General features: G+C 33.5%; 24 protein-coding genes. 4 read left to right on the top strand and 20 right to left on the bottom strand.

Annotation, left to right across the window (positions count from 1 at the left end):
- Window positions 1-41: 41 nt before the first annotated feature.
- Complete coding sequence (locus tag NE558_RS06080) at window positions 42-548, bottom strand: SLOG family protein (RefSeq protein ID WP_256149065.1); 507 nt, start codon at window positions 546-548, stop codon at window positions 42-44.
- A gap of 103 nt (window positions 549-651) precedes the next feature.
- On the opposite strand from NE558_RS06080, the gene NE558_RS06075 reads away from it, so the two are divergent.
- Entirely contained in the window at window positions 652-891 is a 240-nt protein-coding gene (locus tag NE558_RS06075; protein ID WP_072743615.1) for a helix-turn-helix domain-containing protein, read from the top strand.
- Here the strand turns inward: NE558_RS06075 and NE558_RS06070 are convergent, their stop codons facing one another.
- The 15 genes from NE558_RS06070 to NE558_RS06000 form a co-directional block, all read right to left on the bottom strand.
- Window positions 892-1575, bottom strand: coding sequence for a hypothetical protein (locus tag NE558_RS06070; protein WP_256149064.1), 684 nt, complete (start codon window positions 1573-1575; stop codon window positions 892-894).
- A 267-nt stretch (window positions 1576-1842) separates the two neighbouring features.
- A complete protein-coding gene (locus NE558_RS06065; protein WP_256149063.1) occupies window positions 1843-2832 on the bottom strand; it encodes a hypothetical protein in 990 nt (329 codons plus the stop codon).
- Between the two features lie 172 nt (window positions 2833-3004).
- On the bottom strand, window positions 3005-3334 hold the full coding sequence (locus NE558_RS06060; RefSeq protein WP_256149062.1) for a hypothetical protein: 330 nt from the start codon (window positions 3332-3334) through the stop codon (window positions 3005-3007).
- 200 nt (window positions 3335-3534) lie between these two features.
- Window positions 3535-4188: a pentapeptide repeat-containing protein gene (locus NE558_RS06055; protein WP_256149061.1), complete on the bottom strand. Its 654-nt coding sequence runs from the start codon at window positions 4186-4188 to the stop codon at window positions 3535-3537.
- A 473-nt stretch (window positions 4189-4661) separates the two neighbouring features.
- The gene (locus NE558_RS06050; RefSeq protein ID WP_256149060.1) at window positions 4662-4937 is read right to left on the bottom strand and encodes a DUF3953 domain-containing protein; all 276 of its coding nucleotides are present in this window, start codon (window positions 4935-4937) and stop codon (window positions 4662-4664) included.
- 172 nt (window positions 4938-5109) lie between these two features.
- Window positions 5110-5739, bottom strand: coding sequence for a hypothetical protein (locus NE558_RS06045; RefSeq protein WP_256149059.1), 630 nt, complete (start codon window positions 5737-5739; stop codon window positions 5110-5112).
- A gap of 149 nt (window positions 5740-5888) precedes the next feature.
- Entirely contained in the window at window positions 5889-6227 is a 339-nt protein-coding gene (locus tag NE558_RS06040) for a DUF6054 family protein (protein WP_256149058.1), read from the bottom strand.
- A gap of 94 nt (window positions 6228-6321) precedes the next feature.
- Window positions 6322-6579, bottom strand: a complete 258-nt coding sequence (locus NE558_RS06035; RefSeq protein WP_256149057.1) for a hypothetical protein — start codon at window positions 6577-6579, stop codon at window positions 6322-6324.
- A gap of 332 nt (window positions 6580-6911) precedes the next feature.
- Window positions 6912-7058, bottom strand: a complete 147-nt coding sequence (locus tag NE558_RS06030) for a hypothetical protein (RefSeq protein WP_256149055.1) — start codon at window positions 7056-7058, stop codon at window positions 6912-6914.
- Between the two features lie 142 nt (window positions 7059-7200).
- The gene (locus NE558_RS06025) at window positions 7201-7443 is read right to left on the bottom strand and encodes a hypothetical protein (protein WP_256149054.1); all 243 of its coding nucleotides are present in this window, start codon (window positions 7441-7443) and stop codon (window positions 7201-7203) included.
- 199 nt (window positions 7444-7642) lie between these two features.
- Window positions 7643-8158 (bottom strand): hypothetical protein, encoded by a 516-nt coding sequence (locus tag NE558_RS06020; RefSeq protein WP_256149053.1) that lies wholly within the window; start codon window positions 8156-8158, stop codon window positions 7643-7645.
- On the bottom strand, window positions 8133-8405 hold the full coding sequence (locus tag NE558_RS06015; RefSeq protein WP_256149051.1) for a hypothetical protein: 273 nt from the start codon (window positions 8403-8405) through the stop codon (window positions 8133-8135). The genes NE558_RS06020 and NE558_RS06015 overlap by 26 nt, the downstream gene beginning before the upstream one ends.
- 189 nt (window positions 8406-8594) lie before the next feature.
- The gene (locus NE558_RS06010) at window positions 8595-9299 is read right to left on the bottom strand and encodes an SMI1/KNR4 family protein (RefSeq protein ID WP_256149050.1); all 705 of its coding nucleotides are present in this window, start codon (window positions 9297-9299) and stop codon (window positions 8595-8597) included.
- 2 nt (window positions 9300-9301) lie between these two features.
- Window positions 9302-10168 carry a hypothetical protein gene (locus tag NE558_RS06005; RefSeq protein WP_256149049.1) on the bottom strand — a complete coding sequence of 289 codons (867 nt, stop codon included), beginning with the start codon at window positions 10166-10168 and terminating at the stop codon, window positions 9302-9304.
- A 137-nt stretch (window positions 10169-10305) separates the two neighbouring features.
- Window positions 10306-10449, bottom strand: coding sequence for a hypothetical protein (locus tag NE558_RS06000; RefSeq protein ID WP_256149048.1), 144 nt, complete (start codon window positions 10447-10449; stop codon window positions 10306-10308).
- 220 nt (window positions 10450-10669) lie between these two features.
- Here NE558_RS06000 and NE558_RS05995 point away from each other — a divergent pair, with 220 nt between their 5' ends.
- From NE558_RS05995 to NE558_RS05985, 3 genes are read left to right on the top strand one after another with little or no spacing between them, the layout of a single operon-like run.
- Window positions 10670-11992 carry a sensor histidine kinase gene (locus NE558_RS05995; protein WP_256149047.1) on the top strand — a complete coding sequence of 441 codons (1323 nt, stop codon included), beginning with the start codon at window positions 10670-10672 and terminating at the stop codon, window positions 11990-11992.
- Window positions 11989-12684, top strand: coding sequence for a LytR/AlgR family response regulator transcription factor (locus NE558_RS05990; RefSeq protein WP_256149046.1), 696 nt, complete (start codon window positions 11989-11991; stop codon window positions 12682-12684). The genes NE558_RS05995 and NE558_RS05990 overlap by 4 nt, the downstream gene beginning before the upstream one ends.
- Window positions 12685-12694: 10 nt before the next feature.
- Complete coding sequence (locus NE558_RS05985; protein ID WP_256149044.1) at window positions 12695-13264, top strand: accessory gene regulator B family protein; 570 nt, start codon at window positions 12695-12697, stop codon at window positions 13262-13264.
- Between the two features lie 240 nt (window positions 13265-13504).
- Here NE558_RS05985 and rlmD read toward each other — a convergent pair whose 3' ends face one another.
- The 4 genes from rlmD to NE558_RS05965 are packed head-to-tail and all read right to left on the bottom strand — an operon-like array spanning window position 13505 to window position 16742.
- Entirely contained in the window at window positions 13505-14896 is a 1392-nt protein-coding gene (gene rlmD / locus NE558_RS05980; protein WP_256149043.1) for a 23S rRNA (uracil(1939)-C(5))-methyltransferase RlmD, read from the bottom strand.
- Window positions 14871-15500 carry a CRISPR-associated protein Cas4 gene (gene cas4 / locus NE558_RS05975; protein ID WP_256149042.1) on the bottom strand — a complete coding sequence of 210 codons (630 nt, stop codon included), beginning with the start codon at window positions 15498-15500 and terminating at the stop codon, window positions 14871-14873. Before cas4 ends, rlmD begins: the two co-directional genes overlap by 26 nt.
- Complete coding sequence (locus NE558_RS05970) at window positions 15484-15786, bottom strand: hypothetical protein (RefSeq protein ID WP_256149041.1); 303 nt, start codon at window positions 15784-15786, stop codon at window positions 15484-15486. Before NE558_RS05970 ends, cas4 begins: the two co-directional genes overlap by 17 nt.
- Before the next feature lie 11 nt (window positions 15787-15797).
- Window positions 15798-16742 (bottom strand): 3'-5' exoribonuclease YhaM family protein, encoded by a 945-nt coding sequence (locus NE558_RS05965; RefSeq protein ID WP_256149040.1) that lies wholly within the window; start codon window positions 16740-16742, stop codon window positions 15798-15800.
- Between the last annotated feature and the right edge of the window lie 185 nt (window positions 16743-16927).

Below are 16927 nucleotides of genomic sequence, written 5' to 3'. Positions count from 1 at the left end.
TTTTCACATTAAAAAAGAGTCACCTTTGTGACTCGAATTTATTAGGATTCGTATAGGTTTATTATTTGCACTTTGTTTTTCTCTGCACATTTTACAGTGTATGCTGTCCCTCCTTTACTACCATCATAGTAGCATATCATTTTACTGCTATTGTCCACCATATATCGATTTCTCTGGTGAAAACAACCTTGATGATATTTTGCATTTAGGGTAATGACCTCATCGCACTGAGCGAGGGTGGTGAAATAGATTTCTCGGTTCTCCTCGTTCCAGTTTTTTGGCTGCTCTTCATAGGGAACTACGGCAATGAGCTTTATTACTCTTGGCTCTGATATATGTACTACTCGTTTTCGCATGATCACAATTTCTGCACACAGTAAATCGAATCCATAGCACGCTCCGAAGTAAAAGGTGTCTGTTCCATTTTTAATCGCTTTGTCAACCTCTTCCCCTATTCTTAATTTCAAGTTTTCCATTTCATCTTTGCTTTTCGGAAGCCTTTCACTTCTGTGACCGCTAAAACATAAAGATTTTTCTTTTTTCTGCATAGTTTTATTCCTCCTTTTTAATACTATATATATAGTATCTATTTATATGTATATAGTCAATATGTAATACTACATATAGAATAGCTGTAAAGAGGTGGCTAATATGAACAATAACTCAATTTTTGAAATAAAAGATTACGGAAAAATCAGTTTTCACGTAAAAGAAATCATGGACAGCAAAGAATTGACCAGAAGCAAGCTTGCTAAACTTGCAAACATTCGTTTTGAAGTAGCCGATAAATGGTACAACGGAAATATTGAGAGAATGGATATAGATGTTCTTACTCGTATTTGCTTTGTTTTGGATTGCGAAATTTCCGATTTGATGACCTATACAAAATAATTATCTATTTATCAAGTTCACCATTGTGTAAAATCTAACCTTCATTTCAAAGCTTAAAATTTCACCGCCATATTTTACGATGAGAATTGCATTTATAATGGCCATAAACGTTTGATGATCAATCAAGTGCTTATCTGAAATTTCGTTTAGCTTTATGTATTCTTTTCCGGTATAGATGGTTTTTGCCACCTTGTATATGGCATAGCTGTTTGTGGTCATACCATTAAGACGTATTTGCTTAAATTCAAAACGATTGGAATATATATGCTCTTTTGCAAGACTGCATAACCTACCATCTGCGGTCAGCAGAAACAGAGTGGCCATGTAGCGTGGATCGCTGTCAATTTTATGAATTTTAAGCATCTCACAAACATTTTCAAATCTTTTCTCATGGGCTTCACTGATAAACCAACCATCCGGAGAACTTGCAACTAAGTCTGAAAGCCTTTTCCTAAAATAGAAATGGTTGATTTCTGAAAAGAATTCTATAATCACTTTTCTGTAGGTTACTCTACCCATACCCATGCTGTTCGCAAGATTTGTGTAAGCGGTTCCCCCACAATTTTCTTTACCCCATTTTTCACAGGAACGGCACTTCTTAATTCCTCCTTTTACATCCGCTGTTTCTCCCACCACAATCAATCCTTTCTGCCTAGGCGAAAATCTAGGAACAAGCATCATCAATTGTTCCACCTCCTGTAATTTTGTTCCATACATAAATAATCTTGGCATTTTTCTCACATTCCGTTCATTTTTGGGCATAAAAAAATAGGCTTTAGTTCAAGCAGGTGCCCCTGCCAAACCAAAGCCTATTGATTTTCTTATATGAAAAAAGAGCCATAACATCATATTCATATACGTGATATCATTGCTCTCAGAAATTTCGTTATTAAGTTGTTAGGAAGTTCTTTCCCTTCCTGATATTAAATCTTAGCATCGTATTCCATATTGCTAAAGTTTTTCAGAAAACTCAAAAACGTCTCCTTGATTAATATATTCAAAACCGGATTCTGTAATGGTTAACACCGCCATATTGTCTTTTATGATAATTGTACCTTTTACCTGCATACCATCATCTTTAAAAGAAAGAGTCTCTCCATCGACCTTAGCAACTCCTTCTAATTCTGTCAAACGGTAGAGACCAATCGTGGCTTGATATGACTCATCTTCCAAATATGTTAAATCCAAATTATTGTATATTTCTGCCGTCCCCTGCCTGTCGACATACGAACCCGAATAATCTTCCATCTTTGGTGGTATAATCGTTTCTTCAGACACTTCCTTGTCACTGTTTTCAATAGTTTCTTTAATGGGAGGCACCACTTCGTCTGTCATAATCCATACATCATTAACCTTTGAAAATTCCAATGTTTCCGTATGGTCAAACGTATCAAAGAGCTTAAAATCAACAGTGACATATTGTTTGTCATCTTTTTCTTCTACATACTTCAGACTTTCCAAATCACATTTCATAGCACCGTAGCCCCTTGAACCCCTTATTAAATAAAGCTGTCCCTCATATTCCAAAAAGTCGTTTGAAAACCATTTATCAATAACTTCATCCGATAAATATTTTCTTAAATAGTCCCTTACCTCAGCATTTGTTTTGAAGTTTGTTACAGGATAATAATCGGAACATGTAGGGTCAATAAAATAATCCACATATTTGCTCTCTTCTCCCGGTTTAAAAAGCAGGGCAATATCACCCATGCCATCAGCATAGGCACTCTCGCTTTCATATGCAGCTAAATAGCTATCTTCATTAAAGTCTACCTCTGCACCAAACATCTCATGCACACAGGAATTAAGGCAGACCAAATTAGGTGTAATATCCTCCAAAAACTTTTCCTCGCTAAACACCTCTGCCTTAGATGGAGCATTGCAAGCAGCCATGAAAAAAATCACAAATGCAGATAAAACTATTATTACTATCTTCTTCATAGTCATCCTCTTCTCTCCTTGCAAACAAAGATATACACAATAAAATAATTAGTATTTTTGTTTCGCATGTACAACATTGGACTCTTTGTAATCAGACTGTATATCATAAACATACTGTGAAACTGAATCCACTACAGATTTTGCTCATTTTTTTTTGGGTAATCAGTTGAACTCAAGAAGTTAAACTATAACCATTTTCTACAGAGTTTACATCTACTGTAATTTCGTCTCCCACCCTAAAATCATTGTATGATAAATCTTTAGTTTCACCAGTTTCGTTGTCAGCATATATATAATAGACATCATCACTTTCACAACTAATGTAGCATTTTTCGCCCAAAATACTATCCTTATCTGAGCGTTTAACTACAAAGCCTTTTAGCTCAGTATTAATTTCTAAAATTTCTGCATTCAATCCCATATGTGTAACCTTTTTCGCTCCACATGCTGAAACAAATAAAAGTATTAATATTAATAAAATTATCGTCATCAACCTTTTCATTAAATTAGGCCACCCACATTCATAAATAATATTTAGTATTGTATGTTCCATTATGGTACAACTGTGTACCTATCTGACTGGTTCCGCTGTATAAACACAATGTACAGTTCATGTAGAAAAGCTGCAAGCTCATTGTGTGCCATAATGGATAAGAGCAATCTGTATTCTTCATTCTAAATTTAAAATATTAAGCATTTTAATTACCGATTAACAATGATACCCAAAAGGCCAATCAAATCAGCTGCTTGAAACATATTTATAACCATTCCTTTCAACTCAATAGGGGGAGTAGATACCAATGGCATTTTGAATTCATTTTCAGTAAAATCCACTGTTGCTAGCATTGTCTTAAAAAAGTTATTTTTTATGAATCTGGAATTTTTTGCTTCAAACTTTTTCAGTTTTGCTTCAGAAATAGATGATTCAGTAAAATCAATGTTATCAAAAAGAACTTCAGTCATTTTAGTTTCATCAAAATTTGAATATGTAAAATTTGACTGTTCAAAAGTAGTTTGCTTTATAACCGTACCGTGCATATCCAATCCAACACATTTACAGTCAACAAATTGGCATCTTTCAAAATAAACGTCTGCGAATTTACTATTTGAAAAATCACAAGATTGGAATATAACATCAATAAAGCTCGCGCCTTTAAAGTCGCAACTGCAAAATTTACATTTTTCAAGAATACTTGATCTTAGTTCCATTCTGGAAAAATCCATTCCTTCGATTCTTTCAGCATAACTTTTTATTGCAAAGATTGAGATATCATCTGATAAACGATCCTTCACATAAGAATAAAACGCATCTATCTGCATAACCTCTTTGGATATTTTGGGTTTAGCTACATTCATAGTTTCATCCTCTCTCTGATAACAAGCCTTAAGCATGCTCTTCATATGGCATTTTGTGGACATTTTTCATGTATAGATAACCGGTAATTTACCAGTCTGTACGTTTGGTATGTCATAAACATAACTAGAAATTGATTCTGATTCTGCTACGGGTATGCTCATTTTGTCTCGTGGTATTTGAGTTTGCTGTAAGCTTTTACTGCAACTGAAATAACCAAATATATAATAACTCCATTTAGCAATAGTCCTAAAGGATTAAGACTCATTGACATAAGCGGGCTTAATATAGGCTTCGAATCATATACCCAAATAAATTGTATAGGCCAACCAATCTTATGTTGAAAGTGATTAACGACCCTAAAAGGTAAAATATATGATAAAATAATCTCTATCCAAAATGCTGAGTTTAATATTTTCCAATTTATCTTTTCCATTAATCCATAGCTCCTTAATTTACACAAGTAAAACAAACTTCACCTTAATTTATAATAAATTATAAAGGCAACGATAAAAATAAATATTGCTACACACAAAGAAAATACTGCTACTGTTTTATTTTTCCTCCATTGCAATACTCCTTGCGTTACCATAAGAACACCTACTAATGGCTCAAAAATATATATTGCTTTATCCCATATGTCTAATAGTTGCAAAGAAGCCAATATAATTATACATACAGAACAAATGCTCCCAAGAATAGATGCTATCTTCTCATGCATTTGCATTTCATACCAAGCTCTTTTAACCATTCCAATTCACCTCAAATTACATTGTTTCAAATATTCACATAATGAGCTACTATGTAAACGTCCCATTATGGTACAACTATATACCCCTCAAGTTGGTTACGCAGTGTAAACATAATGCGAAGTTAATTTTACAACAGTAATCTACATGTTTTACACCTTGAATAAATAGCGATTAATTACTGATTTTAACTGTTAATATAGCATATTCTTCATTTTTGTTTACAAGTAAATTCTCTAATGAATAAAAATCTTCAAGATTGGCTTTATGGATGGTTCCGTTAATATCGGAATTCCGATAAGCGATAATGGGTATTTCTTTTTCAGAAATCATAATTGAATTACTTATATCAATATCCCATGTCAATTCATCATATTGACTTTTAAAGTTTTCACTACTTGTTGTTAGTCTTTTTACCTCATTACCAGATTTAAAAGCTATTTTAGGACAAAATAAGTTAGAGTAATCAATGGCTAAAAAACTTTTTTCATTTTTAATATCAGCTTTAAAATTTGATTGTTTTACCCACTGATTATCTTGCAAATAATACAAAGTGGCAGTGAAAAATTTGTACTCGTCAACATGTTCAAGTAAATATACATCAGATTTCATTCCATTAGTAAAAGCTGATAAATAAAATTCTTCCATGCTTGATAGATCCATTTTTTTCATACTAGGTATACCTGCTGATAACTCATCACTTTGAGTTCCATCTAATGAGGAGGATAGTTTAGTTACTTTGTCTTGACAAGCAGTCAAAATAAACAGCCCTATACATAGTAATATAATAATGAGTTTTTTCACAAACATCCCCTCCTAAAAAAATCAAAATTTCAGTATCTCTTCATCTACATAATATCAAGTGCAGTTTGCATTTTAAACATAATAAGAAATTCAATTTTTACTACTATCCAATTTAGTATATAAGTATAAAAACCTCATAGTCCAGAAAATTATAGTCCCATTTTTCTGATGCTATTTGCAACAACTTCTGTTAGTTCGCTTTCTGCCCCTAAACTGAAATTAAAAATTGCGCCACTGCCGCCCCCGGCACCAATAGCAGATACAAACACTTCTCTTCCAGTATCAATAATTGTCACACTTAAACTTGCTCTACTGCTATTTCGCATAAAATATTTATCGTATACCCGAACAGCCATTTTAATATTTTCACTCTGGTAATTACTTTTATCTACCAAATTTACGCTTACGCCACTTTTGAATATCGCTTCGTCTAGTTGTTCGACTATTTTATCAAAATCCCCTTGCACAGACTTTTCGTATTTTGCCATTTCTTTTCCCCCTCTATAAATAATACAATAGCTTTCTAAACATTTCCCAAAATTGAATTTAGGAAACTAAACATAATCGGAAATTAATAGGAAGTTATTTTTCATTAAACTTATATACCGCCAATATTGAGGAAAAACCACCCGGTACAGATAAAATTGCTCCGAAAATCTGAAAACCAAGTGTGTTGGATTGCTTAATCCAATATAATTCTTGTGTGTCCATACTGCCGCCATTATTATTTATAGCGCCTTGTGCCATTGCTGCACCAAAATTAGTTCCATTGAATAGGGCAATAACTCCTATTATAAAAAAGAGCACTCCTACCACCAAAAAGGCCTTATTTGAATTCATCATTTACCACCTTTCTATTATAATAAGTAATTAACATTTTGTATCATCATAATAATTACTGCCTATAAACATAATCAGAAGTTCTTACCATCTATAACTAATATCATTTACTCCGATACAGAAAAAATATTGTTATATAGACATTAAAACCAAATTATTGAGCTACTCAATATAAAAACCATATTTGTCATAAAAAAACCACTTATTAAAAAGGTTATACCTAAGACCTTATATTTTTTCGTAATAAAATCATAGGAAATTGCTACGATCATACATAGATATAAAACCGCTACAATAACTGCTCCATAATCAATAGTTGCAGGTTCTGCTACTTAATCTAAAGTAACACCAATTGACTCAAGTTTTTCAGCTACGTCAATGACAAAATACCATACAGGTTGCGGAAAAATTATACATAATATTATTGGACTTATTATACCTATAAGTATTTGAGCAATAAATATCATTTTTTTTACCATCATAAATCTCCTAATTTCTTTTTACAAAAATTAATTGTAGGACACATTTTCAATAAAATGCAACTAATACTAGTAAGATAATCTTCTTGCGATTTCTAATACTCTTGTCCTTAACAGGAAATTGAATTTGCTATGGGTAAGCTTATAATTTGTATAAGATGCAGATTTCATCAAGCGTCTTATCATCAGTTTTCATACAATTTTCTAAATCTCTTAGAACATCGGTGCAGATAGTTGATGTATAATTGATTTTTGTTGTGCCATTAAATACATGAGCCGCTAATACATTCTTTACATTTGTTTTTGCCCAGTCACTTACTTGGCTGTAATCGGTATAACTTTGGTATCTGTTTTCATCACTTCCTACAAGCTTCGTAATTTCCATGGCTCTTTGGTACATAACAATTGAGCTACGGTTGATAAGTGTTACTTATTATTCTAATCTATTGATTTTCTCAAAATACTATTTTACTCCCAGAATACAATCTGCATAATATTTGATATGAAAGATCTACAGCGTAAAATTATGTCCCTCTGACACATAATACCCGTCCTTAGTAATAAAATTAACAATAACATATGCCTCAAAACTTAACGTACAATATTATAGCCTGTAATCTTATTTTCCGGATGATAAGCTGTTGCTTTTTGTTTAGTTCTTCGTCAGATATTGTGGGAAACTTAATATTATCTAAATGTATATCATTATTCCATTCATCAAGATAATCAATTAATTTTGCATATCCATGTATTGCAGTAACATGGTAACCATAGGAGGAACGATACTCACCAACATAATATCGGATATCCAGCATATTAAGCGGCAACTGTATCACGTTGTTTCCTGTGTCAGTTGTATCTATTACTACATCTCCTAACGGGGAATATTCTTCAACAACAAAATCATTTATATTAAAATCCGGGTTAATATTATTTTTAAAATAACTTTCAATCTCATCGTAGTTCTTAGATTTTGCAACATACCTGATATCATTATCATTAATGATTATTTGTTTTCGTCTATCATCAATATACTCTTTTACCAATTCGTTTAGATTATTTATATCCTCTTGACTAATGTTTTGTTCTTGTTCCTGCATCCCATTTAACATCAAAATCAATGAGCATTGCAACATCCCTAAGTTTAAAGTAGTTTTTGTTGTTAATTGCATAAACAGCTACATTTTTTATCTCAGTGATACTCCCCTCAGTATTTAAAATAACTCTATTTTCTGTAGGAGAAGCTTGTATTGTTTCTGTTGATAACGGCTCCGCTTGTACCAAACTGCAATTTGAACAAAATAAAATAACAACTACCATACCTAACTTTATTAATCTTTTTTTCATATTTCCCCCTCTCTATCCTTAAAAAAGGATAGAAAAGCACCGTTTATCCAACGGAAGCTTTTCTATCCCTAATGTCAAACTGGCTTAAAAACCTTGGGTGTGCAAAAGTAAAGCTCATAATTAACAATACATACTATTTAGAAACGGGTACACTCGGAACGAGAGACATCAAAACACCACTACATAATATCACTTTTGATATACGCCGTATTTTATTAAATTTTCTTTATTCGTTTCTATAATCTGAGGATATATTGAAATAAGTTCTTCTTTTGTTTCTGCATCCAACAAATCCATTAAACTATGATAATCAGGAAAGAGTATACTAATTACAGCTTGATATTCTCCATCAAGATCTTTATTTCCCTCCCAGAATATCTCAAGCCATTTTTCAAAACTTTCCAAAACACAGACAATGTTGTGGGAACCTTGGGTAATATAACCCACAGGATATTCGTTATTGGGATATTCTCTATCACATATAAAAACCCAATGGTCTATTGATAATTGGTCTGCATTTCCAAAAGTAAATGGGACTAATTGATTAATCTTTACAAGTTTATCTTGCGGAACAATATAACACTCTTTTTCAAAGTCTTTGATACTGAGTAATCTTAAAGATGAGGTATACTTTGATAAAGAGCACAATTTACTTTCTAACCCAACTCCTACCAATGGCTCAACTCCATACATATATAGATTACCATTTGAAAATTCTTTCAGAAATGTTCTAAAGCTATCCGGTAGTCTAATTTTACAATAATCTTCTGCCTCATTTATCATTTCTTCTGTGGCAATAGAAGTAGGTGTTTCATTCTCCTCCATCCCCCCTTCTAAGTATAATTTTTTATTTTTAATTTTATTTATGATTTCATGTACATATTCAATACTCATTTCTACACCCCATACTGTGAACTTTCACTTATAAACCTTCTCATAAATTCAAAAATTTCATCTCCAGTTTCATTGTATAAGTCCTTATAAATTAATTCAGATTGCCTAATAATGTATGATCTTGAATAAGAATCTGCCGATTCTCTTAATCCATATTTGCTTTGATTGAACTTACTTGTTATCTTAATGTGGTCAGATCTGTTTATTATCATCGCAAACATATAATCTCCATCTAAACCAAATCTATCTGCAAATTTCTTGGGCATTATATGATGTGCAGGATACATCACAGATGATTCATTTTTTAGTACTTTATATGGCCTTATACCATATTCAAGAGAATCTTGAAGTTTGGAACTAGCTTTTATTAGTCTTTTTACACCGCTTACCGAAGGGACAAAGGGTAATGCAACAGATGCGCCATCAAATATAACCGTCATTGCTCCCCATACAGATGGATTGGCATAAAACTCTGTTGCTGATATCACTAAACAACCTATATCAAATAAAGTTTCAGGTGAAATAAATCTAACTGACTGAGTTTGCGCACTCCTACTCTCTTGCTTTGTTTTGATGTCTAAATTAATTAATGTAAATTCTTTGTTTAGATTATCAGAAATAAAATCTTCTGTAATTATACCAGTATTATTTATATCAATCAATTTTATTTTTTTTATCTCACCCGTTGTTTTATTCTTAACAGTGGATATATATTCAGTTCCAGAGACCCCTTCTTTTTCTGTTATAGATTTAGACTGGGTATAGCCACTATTTCCTTGATTTGCAAATACAGAAGTTGGAAGCGATGTCACCCCCACTGCTAGAGTTAGAATTAACAAAATTATTTTATCAATTATTTTTTTTATCATGGTCTTTTCCTCCTATTTTTATCAAGTACACACAATGATGCTTAAGCGATTTATGATATTCATATCAGTTAGCAATAATTATCTACAAAAAACCTATCTTCAAAAAATCATATATTTTCACCCCATTTCTTTCTTACTTATCTTTTTAATCTTTCTGGAACTTTTGGTTCATACAGTCTTCCGTGGCACATCATGATCGCAAAAAATGATGCCGAAGTACAGAGCATATGTGCCGACAATTTAACACTGCTAATTCTCAAAAATTCTTTAATCTTTTTCATTTCGATCCCTCCCAATCAAATCTAAATACATCGTTAATTACACCTTTCACTTGACCCCCTTTCACGAAGTATATTAACAACATATTTTTCCAAATTCTAGTGGTAGGTCGTGAAATAGGCTTTTTAGGTCGTGAAATAAGTTTTTTTATGATTGTATGTCTATTTTTGTCATGCTATGATGTATTTAGAAAATTTTAAAAACATCTTACGGGGGATACTTATGTCAATTTTATGGATTGGATGGGAATTATTCATTAACCTTCTTGAAGAAGGTATGTTTTGCTATTTACTAACAAAAACACTTGGATATAAAAAAGATAAAGTCGTAAGACTTTATCTTGGTTTTTTTCTTTTAATTATTTTTACTACAATTTTAAACGTTGCAGTCCAACACACAAATATTGTAATCTTGTTGCTTTTGTTGGCAGATATTGTTTTTTCAACTTTTTGTTTTACTTCTAATCACAGCTCTCGGTTTTTTTGGGGGTGCTCCGCATCTGTCATTGGAATTCTTTCAAACACAGTTGTTTTTTCTATGGTATCTTTTTTTACAAACTATGATTTAAATACACTGACAGTTCCATCAACTATCCGCATTCAAATGACTTTGATTTATCTGGTGGTTTGTTCTGTTTTTTACTTTACTATAATTGAACTTTCCTCTAAAAAAGCAATTTTATTACCGCGAGTATTACAAATTGTATTATTTATACTACTATCTCTTGGCATTGTTGCATCTGATATGCTTATTGGTCTATCTATATCTATTCCTGGAAACCAAATAACTTCAAAGCTTGGCTTTATCGGCGTAGTATATTTATCTGTTTTATTGGGATGCATTTTCTTATTCGAGGCATTAGGTGATTATTACCACAAAAATACTGCCCTAACAATGCAGCTGCGAGAAGCAAGCCTTCTGGAAAATCACTTGGAGAATATTCAGGTATCTATGAAAACATTGCGTCAATGGAAACACGACTATCACCATCACACACAGGCTATGCAAATGCTTTTAGAAAATCAGCAATATAATGAGTTAAATACATATTTGGCACAGTTTAACTCTGATTTTACAAATTTAACTTCTATGGTTTCAACAGGGAATCCTACTTTAGATGCAATACTCTCTAGTAAAATACTTATTGCAAAATCCCACGGCATTACTGTGGAACAAACTATTTTTTTACCCGAAAAACCTTCCATACCACAAACAGACTTATGTATTGTCTTGGGTAATTTATTGGATAATGCCATAGAGGCTTGCAATAAACCAAACCAACAACAACTACCTTATATTAATATCACGATAAAGATACATAAAGGTATGCTTTATTTCAAAGTAGTCAATAGTTCGAATGGCATTTACCTTTTTGACAATAAAAAACTTATCAGTACAAAAAAACACCCTGAACATGGATATGGTTTTCATAACATCAATAAAATAGTTGAGAATTACGGTGGCTTTTTTAATTATGAGCCTGAAAACAATTCTTTTGCAGCTACTATCATGATCCCCTTTCAACGTGAGGAGGAAGAGAAATGAATATTTATATTGCTGTTGTTGAAGACGAACTTATATATGCGGAGCAGTTAGATAAAATCTTAAACCATTGGGCGCAACAACTGTATTGCACGCTTTCTTTGGTGCATTTTAAAAGTTCAGCTGACTTTTTGAAAACTGATTTTAATATGTATGACGTGGCTTTTTTGGATATTCAATTAGACGGTGCAATGGATGGATTATCTTTGGCCCAAAGTTTGCGTAAAAACGAATATCAAGGTTCCATCGTATTTCTGACGAGCTATAAAGAATACGTTTTTCAGGGCTATGATGTTCAAGCTTTACACTATCTACTGAAACCTGTACAAGAAAAAGACATCAAAAAATGCATGAATATGGTCTATCAATTGACCAAAGAAAAAAACTATATTATTCAAAATAACAATCAGACAATAAAAATTCCGTATCATCAGATTTTTTATTTCTCCAGCGCAAACCATTATATAGATATCTATACATCAGAAACCACATATTCCCATAAAGCAAAAGTGGCAGATATGATCAGTCATCTTCCTTATCAATTCACCCAATGTCATCGTTCAATTTTAGTGAATTTGAACCATGTTGATAAGATTGTGAAGAATGAAATATTTCTTTCTAATGGCGCAACACTACCCATTAGCAATACCTACCTTGAACATGTAAGAAAGGCTTTTTTAGACACTATTTTATGAGGAGGCAATCATGATACTTAAAATTGCAAATACTTGGGCTGACTGGCTCGTGGAAAATGGAGCAAATTCAGATGACCATGAAATATATACATATGGCGCAGAGTGTATGCTTAATGAGTTATTCTCAGATATTTTGTTAATCTTAACAGCATTGATATTTCACAAAACATTTGAAATGATTCTATGGATTCTATTTTTTACACCTCTGCGGATTCATCTAGGGGGAATGCATGCATCCTCTCATTTAAAATGCATACTGTCTTCTATTTTACTATCTTATTTATGCATTTTCTTATATCCCTTTGTGATTGAAACCCCAGTATTAGTGGGAATCATATTAATAGTTAGTTTTTTTATTGTATATAAAATTGCACCAGTGGTTCACCCCAATCATCCTGTTTCAGAAAACAGAATGTCACAAATGAGAATGAGAGCATTGGTTATTATTATAATTGAAATAATACTCACATGTATTGCATATGAATATTTCTCAGAAAAAGTGGCTGGTATGGCAACAGTATCTCTCTTCTCTGTTTGCCTTCTTGCGATAATGGGAAAATATTCAGCACTAGTTGAATAGGAACGACAATAACTTTCATCATTTCATAGTAAATCATTACAGATGAATATAGTTTTAAGGTACATAAAAAGGCTAAGTTGCAGATCGTTAATTGACCTACCACTTAGCCTTAATACTATGAAATTCTCTTCAAAATCGCCATGTCATCTATATTTTTGCTTAATTTTCGCCCTCAAACAGATGACATTTTCACTCATTTTCAAGCCTAAAAATCGCTCCAAAACTACAACATATTGTGGTTCAACCCTCGTTTTTAGCCTTGTCACCACAATACGTCATCATTATTATCGCTTCAACGTGCGTAGTCATTGGAAATTGATCGACCGCTTGCACACCCTTCACATGAAACCCTTTTTCCGTTAATATTGACACATCTCTCGCCAGTGTTGCGGGGTTACAAGAAACATAGATTAGTTTTTTCGGTTTCATAGATGCAATGGTGTTCAAAAGAATCTCATCGCAACCCTTTCTTGGCGGATCCACCACAATAACATCTGCTGAAATCCCCTGCTCCTCAAATAATTTAGGAATAACAACCTCTGCTGCACCAACCTCAAAAGATACATTTTGTATGTCATTTTGTTCTGCATTTTTTCTTGCATCTAAAATTGCCTCTGGCACAATCTCTACGCCAAAAACCTTCTTTGCCTTTTTCGCAAAAAATAGTGATATTGTACCGATTCCACAATATAAATCCAAAACTATTTCTTCACCATTTAGGTCTGCCATTTCAACAGCCTTAGAATATAAAACTTCAGTTTGTGTTGGGTTCACTTGATAAAAAGATAATGGTGAAATCTCAAAAGAAATACCACCCAAGGTATCTTCTATCGAACTTTTCCCCCAAAGAGTAATCACTTTCTCACCCAGAATTACATTGGTTTGTTGCTTATTGACATTTAGCACAATTGAGACTACACCATCAATTTTTCTTAACCGTTCAACCAAAACTTCACCATTAGGAAGCTTCTTTCCATTTATTACGATGCAAACCATAATTTCGCCGCTATTTTTTCCAACTCGGGTCAAAATATGCCTCACTAAACCCCTATGCTTTTCTTCATCATAGGCCGATATTTTAAATTCATCCATGAATTCTCGAACAACGGCAATAATTTCATCATTTACAGTATCCTGCAAAAAACACACTGAGGAGTCTACAATTCGATGACTACGCTTTGCATAAAATCCAATTTCTGTTGCACCGGCTTTTCCCATTCCCACGGGAAATTGAGCCTTATTTCGATATCTCCATGGATCTTCCATACCTAAAATGGGCACATCCCCAATATCTTTTATGCCCCCGATACGCTCTAAATCATCTTTTACCTTTTTTGCCTTATATTCCAGCTGACCTTCATAAGATAAGTGCTGCAATTGACACCCTCCGCAAGTCTTTGCCACAGGACAGTGTGGTTTCACACGATATGGGGATTCAGAGAGGATTTCAACCAATTTCCCATATCCATAGCTTTTCTTTATTTTTAGAATGAGCACCTTAATTCTTTCCTCTGGTAACGCTCCTTCTACAAAAATGGTAAAGCCATCAATTCTACCGATACCCTCCCCATTGCTACCCAATGCATCAATGGTCATTTCATATATTTCATTCTTCTCCACAGGAAGACTCATTTCCTTTTCCTCCAATAATTTCTGTCCCTGAATATTCACAAACTGTGCCGTTACATACACAATAACGGCAAGTTACAAAGCTTGGGTTGGCTTTACCTACACCATAAATCAACATTTCACGCATCTCTTTTGTTGTATTCAAAACTTCCTTGCGCAGGCTCTTGGAATTCTTTACGACAAACATATAGTCACTATATACCAATCTTCCAAACTTAGGTCGAACCCCATAAACATCTTCAATAATTAAAAAGTACGCCGCTAGCTGCAGCAAATCGCCTCTATGGGGCAGAGGATCATCCCCGATTTTTCCGCTTTTCAGCTCCACAGGGACTAACCCCTTCCCCAACCTTTTTTTATAAATATAGTCCGGCTTGCCCTGCAACTCATATTCAGCAGAATGTAATAGCTTGCCGAAATTTTCTTCATTTTTTCCGTTTTGCTTTTGGTCAGCATAAAATAAAGAATATCCTCCCATACGACTAGATGAGGGGAATTTTTTTATAGACCAACCACGGCCACGAAACAAAAATAACACCAATAAAATTAGTACCGCTATCATCAAAAATAGATCTGCCCACTCTAAGCCTTTAATAAAATCCAACATTTGCACCACTTCGCATCAAATAATAAATCACTGCACCTAGAATTAAAACCAGAACTGCTATTTTCCACGCCAAATTCCTCAACCGGAGCTTTTCATAATTTCGCTTATGAAATTCTAAACCTTTTGTAAAGTTAGCGTTCATGCCATCCCCTAACGCTAAAGCTTCGTTTCGTTCCTGATACAGGCGACGCAGTTCCTTTCTGCCATACAGCTTTTCATAGTACCATTGGTAAGGGCAATAAGAATATTTATTGATTTCGTGGGCTGAAATCGTTTTTCTCTCCATGATTTTTCCTCTTATTTATAATCTGAACGTCGAATATTTCTTTGCAGCATCCGATTGAAGCCTGCCCAATTCCCTTGGGTATTATCCGCCGCCAGCATCTCTTCAATCATCTTTGTTTTTGCATCCATATTATCTGCGCAATGCAAAATAAATGCCTCAATTGTTTCAGGCACCTTAGGAGATCCATATTCCAATTCTCCATGGTGAGAGAGGATGCAATGCTTTAACAAAGACTCCAACTGTTTTGGGAAGCCGTTGATTTTTGCAGCTGTATCCTTAATCAGTTCAGCACCCAAGAAAATGTGCCCCAAAAGCTGACCATCATCCGTATAATCATTTTCCGGGAAATCTGATAACTCTATAATTTTTGCCGCATCATGTAGCATGGCAGATGCAATCAAAATATCCCGATTTACAAATTGATATCTCCCTGACATAAAGTCGCAAATCTGGGTAACAGACAATGTATGTTCCACCAAGCCACCACGGAAGCTATGATGCATGCTTTTCGCCGCAGAGTGAAACTTAAATTCCTTACTAATTAAAGGATGTCTCAAAAAGATTTCCTCCAGCATTTCTTTAATAAAAGGACTTACGATGGTTTTGATATAATCCAAAAGCTGTTGGAACATTTCATCAATATTTTTATCCGTAGATGGAATAAAATCCACAGGGTCATATTCCCCTTCCATGCTACGTCTGATTCTTTTTATATTAATCTGCAAATCATTATTAAAAACAGTAACAGAACCGTCTATTTTAATAAAATCATTTTCCGCAAAGCTTTGAATATCCTTATTCATATCCCAAACCTTGGCATCCACCATTCCTGTCTTATCCTGCAATTTAAGGGATAAATATGTTTTCCCATTTTTTGATTTCAGGCTTTGTCTGCTTTTGCACAAATAGTGCTCAACGATGCTTTCGCCTTCCCTTAATTCATTGATATATCTCATGTAAATCCTCCACTTCTTTTCCTTTTCAAATTCTCATTAAGCTTTATTATACACCATATAAAATGTTGATGCCACAAGAAACACACTCAATTTTAATCTTCTGGGAACTTTTCCAAAATTTACTCGTCAGAATTAAAAAAGTTTTTTTCCTTCACTTTTTTTCACAACATGTTAAAATATATCAA

This window comes from Anaerotignum propionicum (assembly GCF_024461735.1).
Lineage (GTDB): Bacteria > Bacillota > Clostridia > Lachnospirales > Anaerotignaceae > Chakrabartyella.
The sequence above is the reverse complement of the archived record's forward strand: the minus strand, read 5'-3'. Positions and strand labels throughout refer to the sequence as shown.

Coding starts and splice junctions, on each gene's coding strand:
- NE558_RS06080 (WP_256149065.1), bottom strand. CDS start 548: ATGCAGAAAAAAGAAAAATCTTTATGTTTTAGCGGTCACAGAAGTGAA.
- NE558_RS06075 (WP_072743615.1), top strand. CDS start 652: ATGAACAATAACTCAATTTTTGAAATAAAAGATTACGGAAAAATCAGT.
- NE558_RS06065 (WP_256149063.1), bottom strand. CDS start 2,832: ATGAAGAAGATAGTAATAATAGTTTTATCTGCATTTGTGATTTTTTTC.
- NE558_RS06060 (WP_256149062.1), bottom strand. CDS start 3,334: ATGAAAAGGTTGATGACGATAATTTTATTAATATTAATACTTTTATTT.
- NE558_RS06055 (WP_256149061.1), bottom strand. CDS start 4,188: ATGAATGTAGCTAAACCCAAAATATCCAAAGAGGTTATGCAGATAGAT.
- NE558_RS06050 (WP_256149060.1), bottom strand. CDS start 4,937: ATGGTTAAAAGAGCTTGGTATGAAATGCAAATGCATGAGAAGATAGCA.
- NE558_RS06040 (WP_256149058.1), bottom strand. CDS start 6,227: ATGGCAAAATACGAAAAGTCTGTGCAAGGGGATTTTGATAAAATAGTC.
- NE558_RS06035 (WP_256149057.1), bottom strand. CDS start 6,579: ATGAATTCAAATAAGGCCTTTTTGGTGGTAGGAGTGCTCTTTTTTATA.
- NE558_RS06030 (WP_256149055.1), bottom strand. CDS start 7,058: ATGGTAAAAAAAATGATATTTATTGCTCAAATACTTATAGGTATAATA.
- NE558_RS06025 (WP_256149054.1), bottom strand. CDS start 7,443: ATGGAAATTACGAAGCTTGTAGGAAGTGATGAAAACAGATACCAAAGT.
- NE558_RS06020 (WP_256149053.1), bottom strand. CDS start 8,158: ATGCAGGAACAAGAACAAAACATTAGTCAAGAGGATATAAATAATCTA.
- NE558_RS06015 (WP_256149051.1), bottom strand. CDS start 8,405: ATGAAAAAAAGATTAATAAAGTTAGGTATGGTAGTTGTTATTTTATTT.
- NE558_RS06010 (WP_256149050.1), bottom strand. CDS start 9,299: ATGAGTATTGAATATGTACATGAAATCATAAATAAAATTAAAAATAAA.
- NE558_RS06005 (WP_256149049.1), bottom strand. CDS start 10,168: ATGATAAAAAAAATAATTGATAAAATAATTTTGTTAATTCTAACTCTA.
- NE558_RS06000 (WP_256149048.1), bottom strand. CDS start 10,449: ATGAAAAAGATTAAAGAATTTTTGAGAATTAGCAGTGTTAAATTGTCG.
- NE558_RS05995 (WP_256149047.1), top strand. CDS start 10,670: ATGTCAATTTTATGGATTGGATGGGAATTATTCATTAACCTTCTTGAA.
- NE558_RS05990 (WP_256149046.1), top strand. CDS start 11,989: ATGAATATTTATATTGCTGTTGTTGAAGACGAACTTATATATGCGGAG.
- NE558_RS05985 (WP_256149044.1), top strand. CDS start 12,695: ATGATACTTAAAATTGCAAATACTTGGGCTGACTGGCTCGTGGAAAAT.
- rlmD (WP_256149043.1), bottom strand. CDS start 14,896: ATGAGTCTTCCTGTGGAGAAGAATGAAATATATGAAATGACCATTGAT.
- cas4 (WP_256149042.1), bottom strand. CDS start 15,500: ATGTTGGATTTTATTAAAGGCTTAGAGTGGGCAGATCTATTTTTGATG.
- NE558_RS05970 (WP_256149041.1), bottom strand. CDS start 15,786: ATGGAGAGAAAAACGATTTCAGCCCACGAAATCAATAAATATTCTTAT.
- NE558_RS05965 (WP_256149040.1), bottom strand. CDS start 16,742: ATGAGATATATCAATGAATTAAGGGAAGGCGAAAGCATCGTTGAGCAC.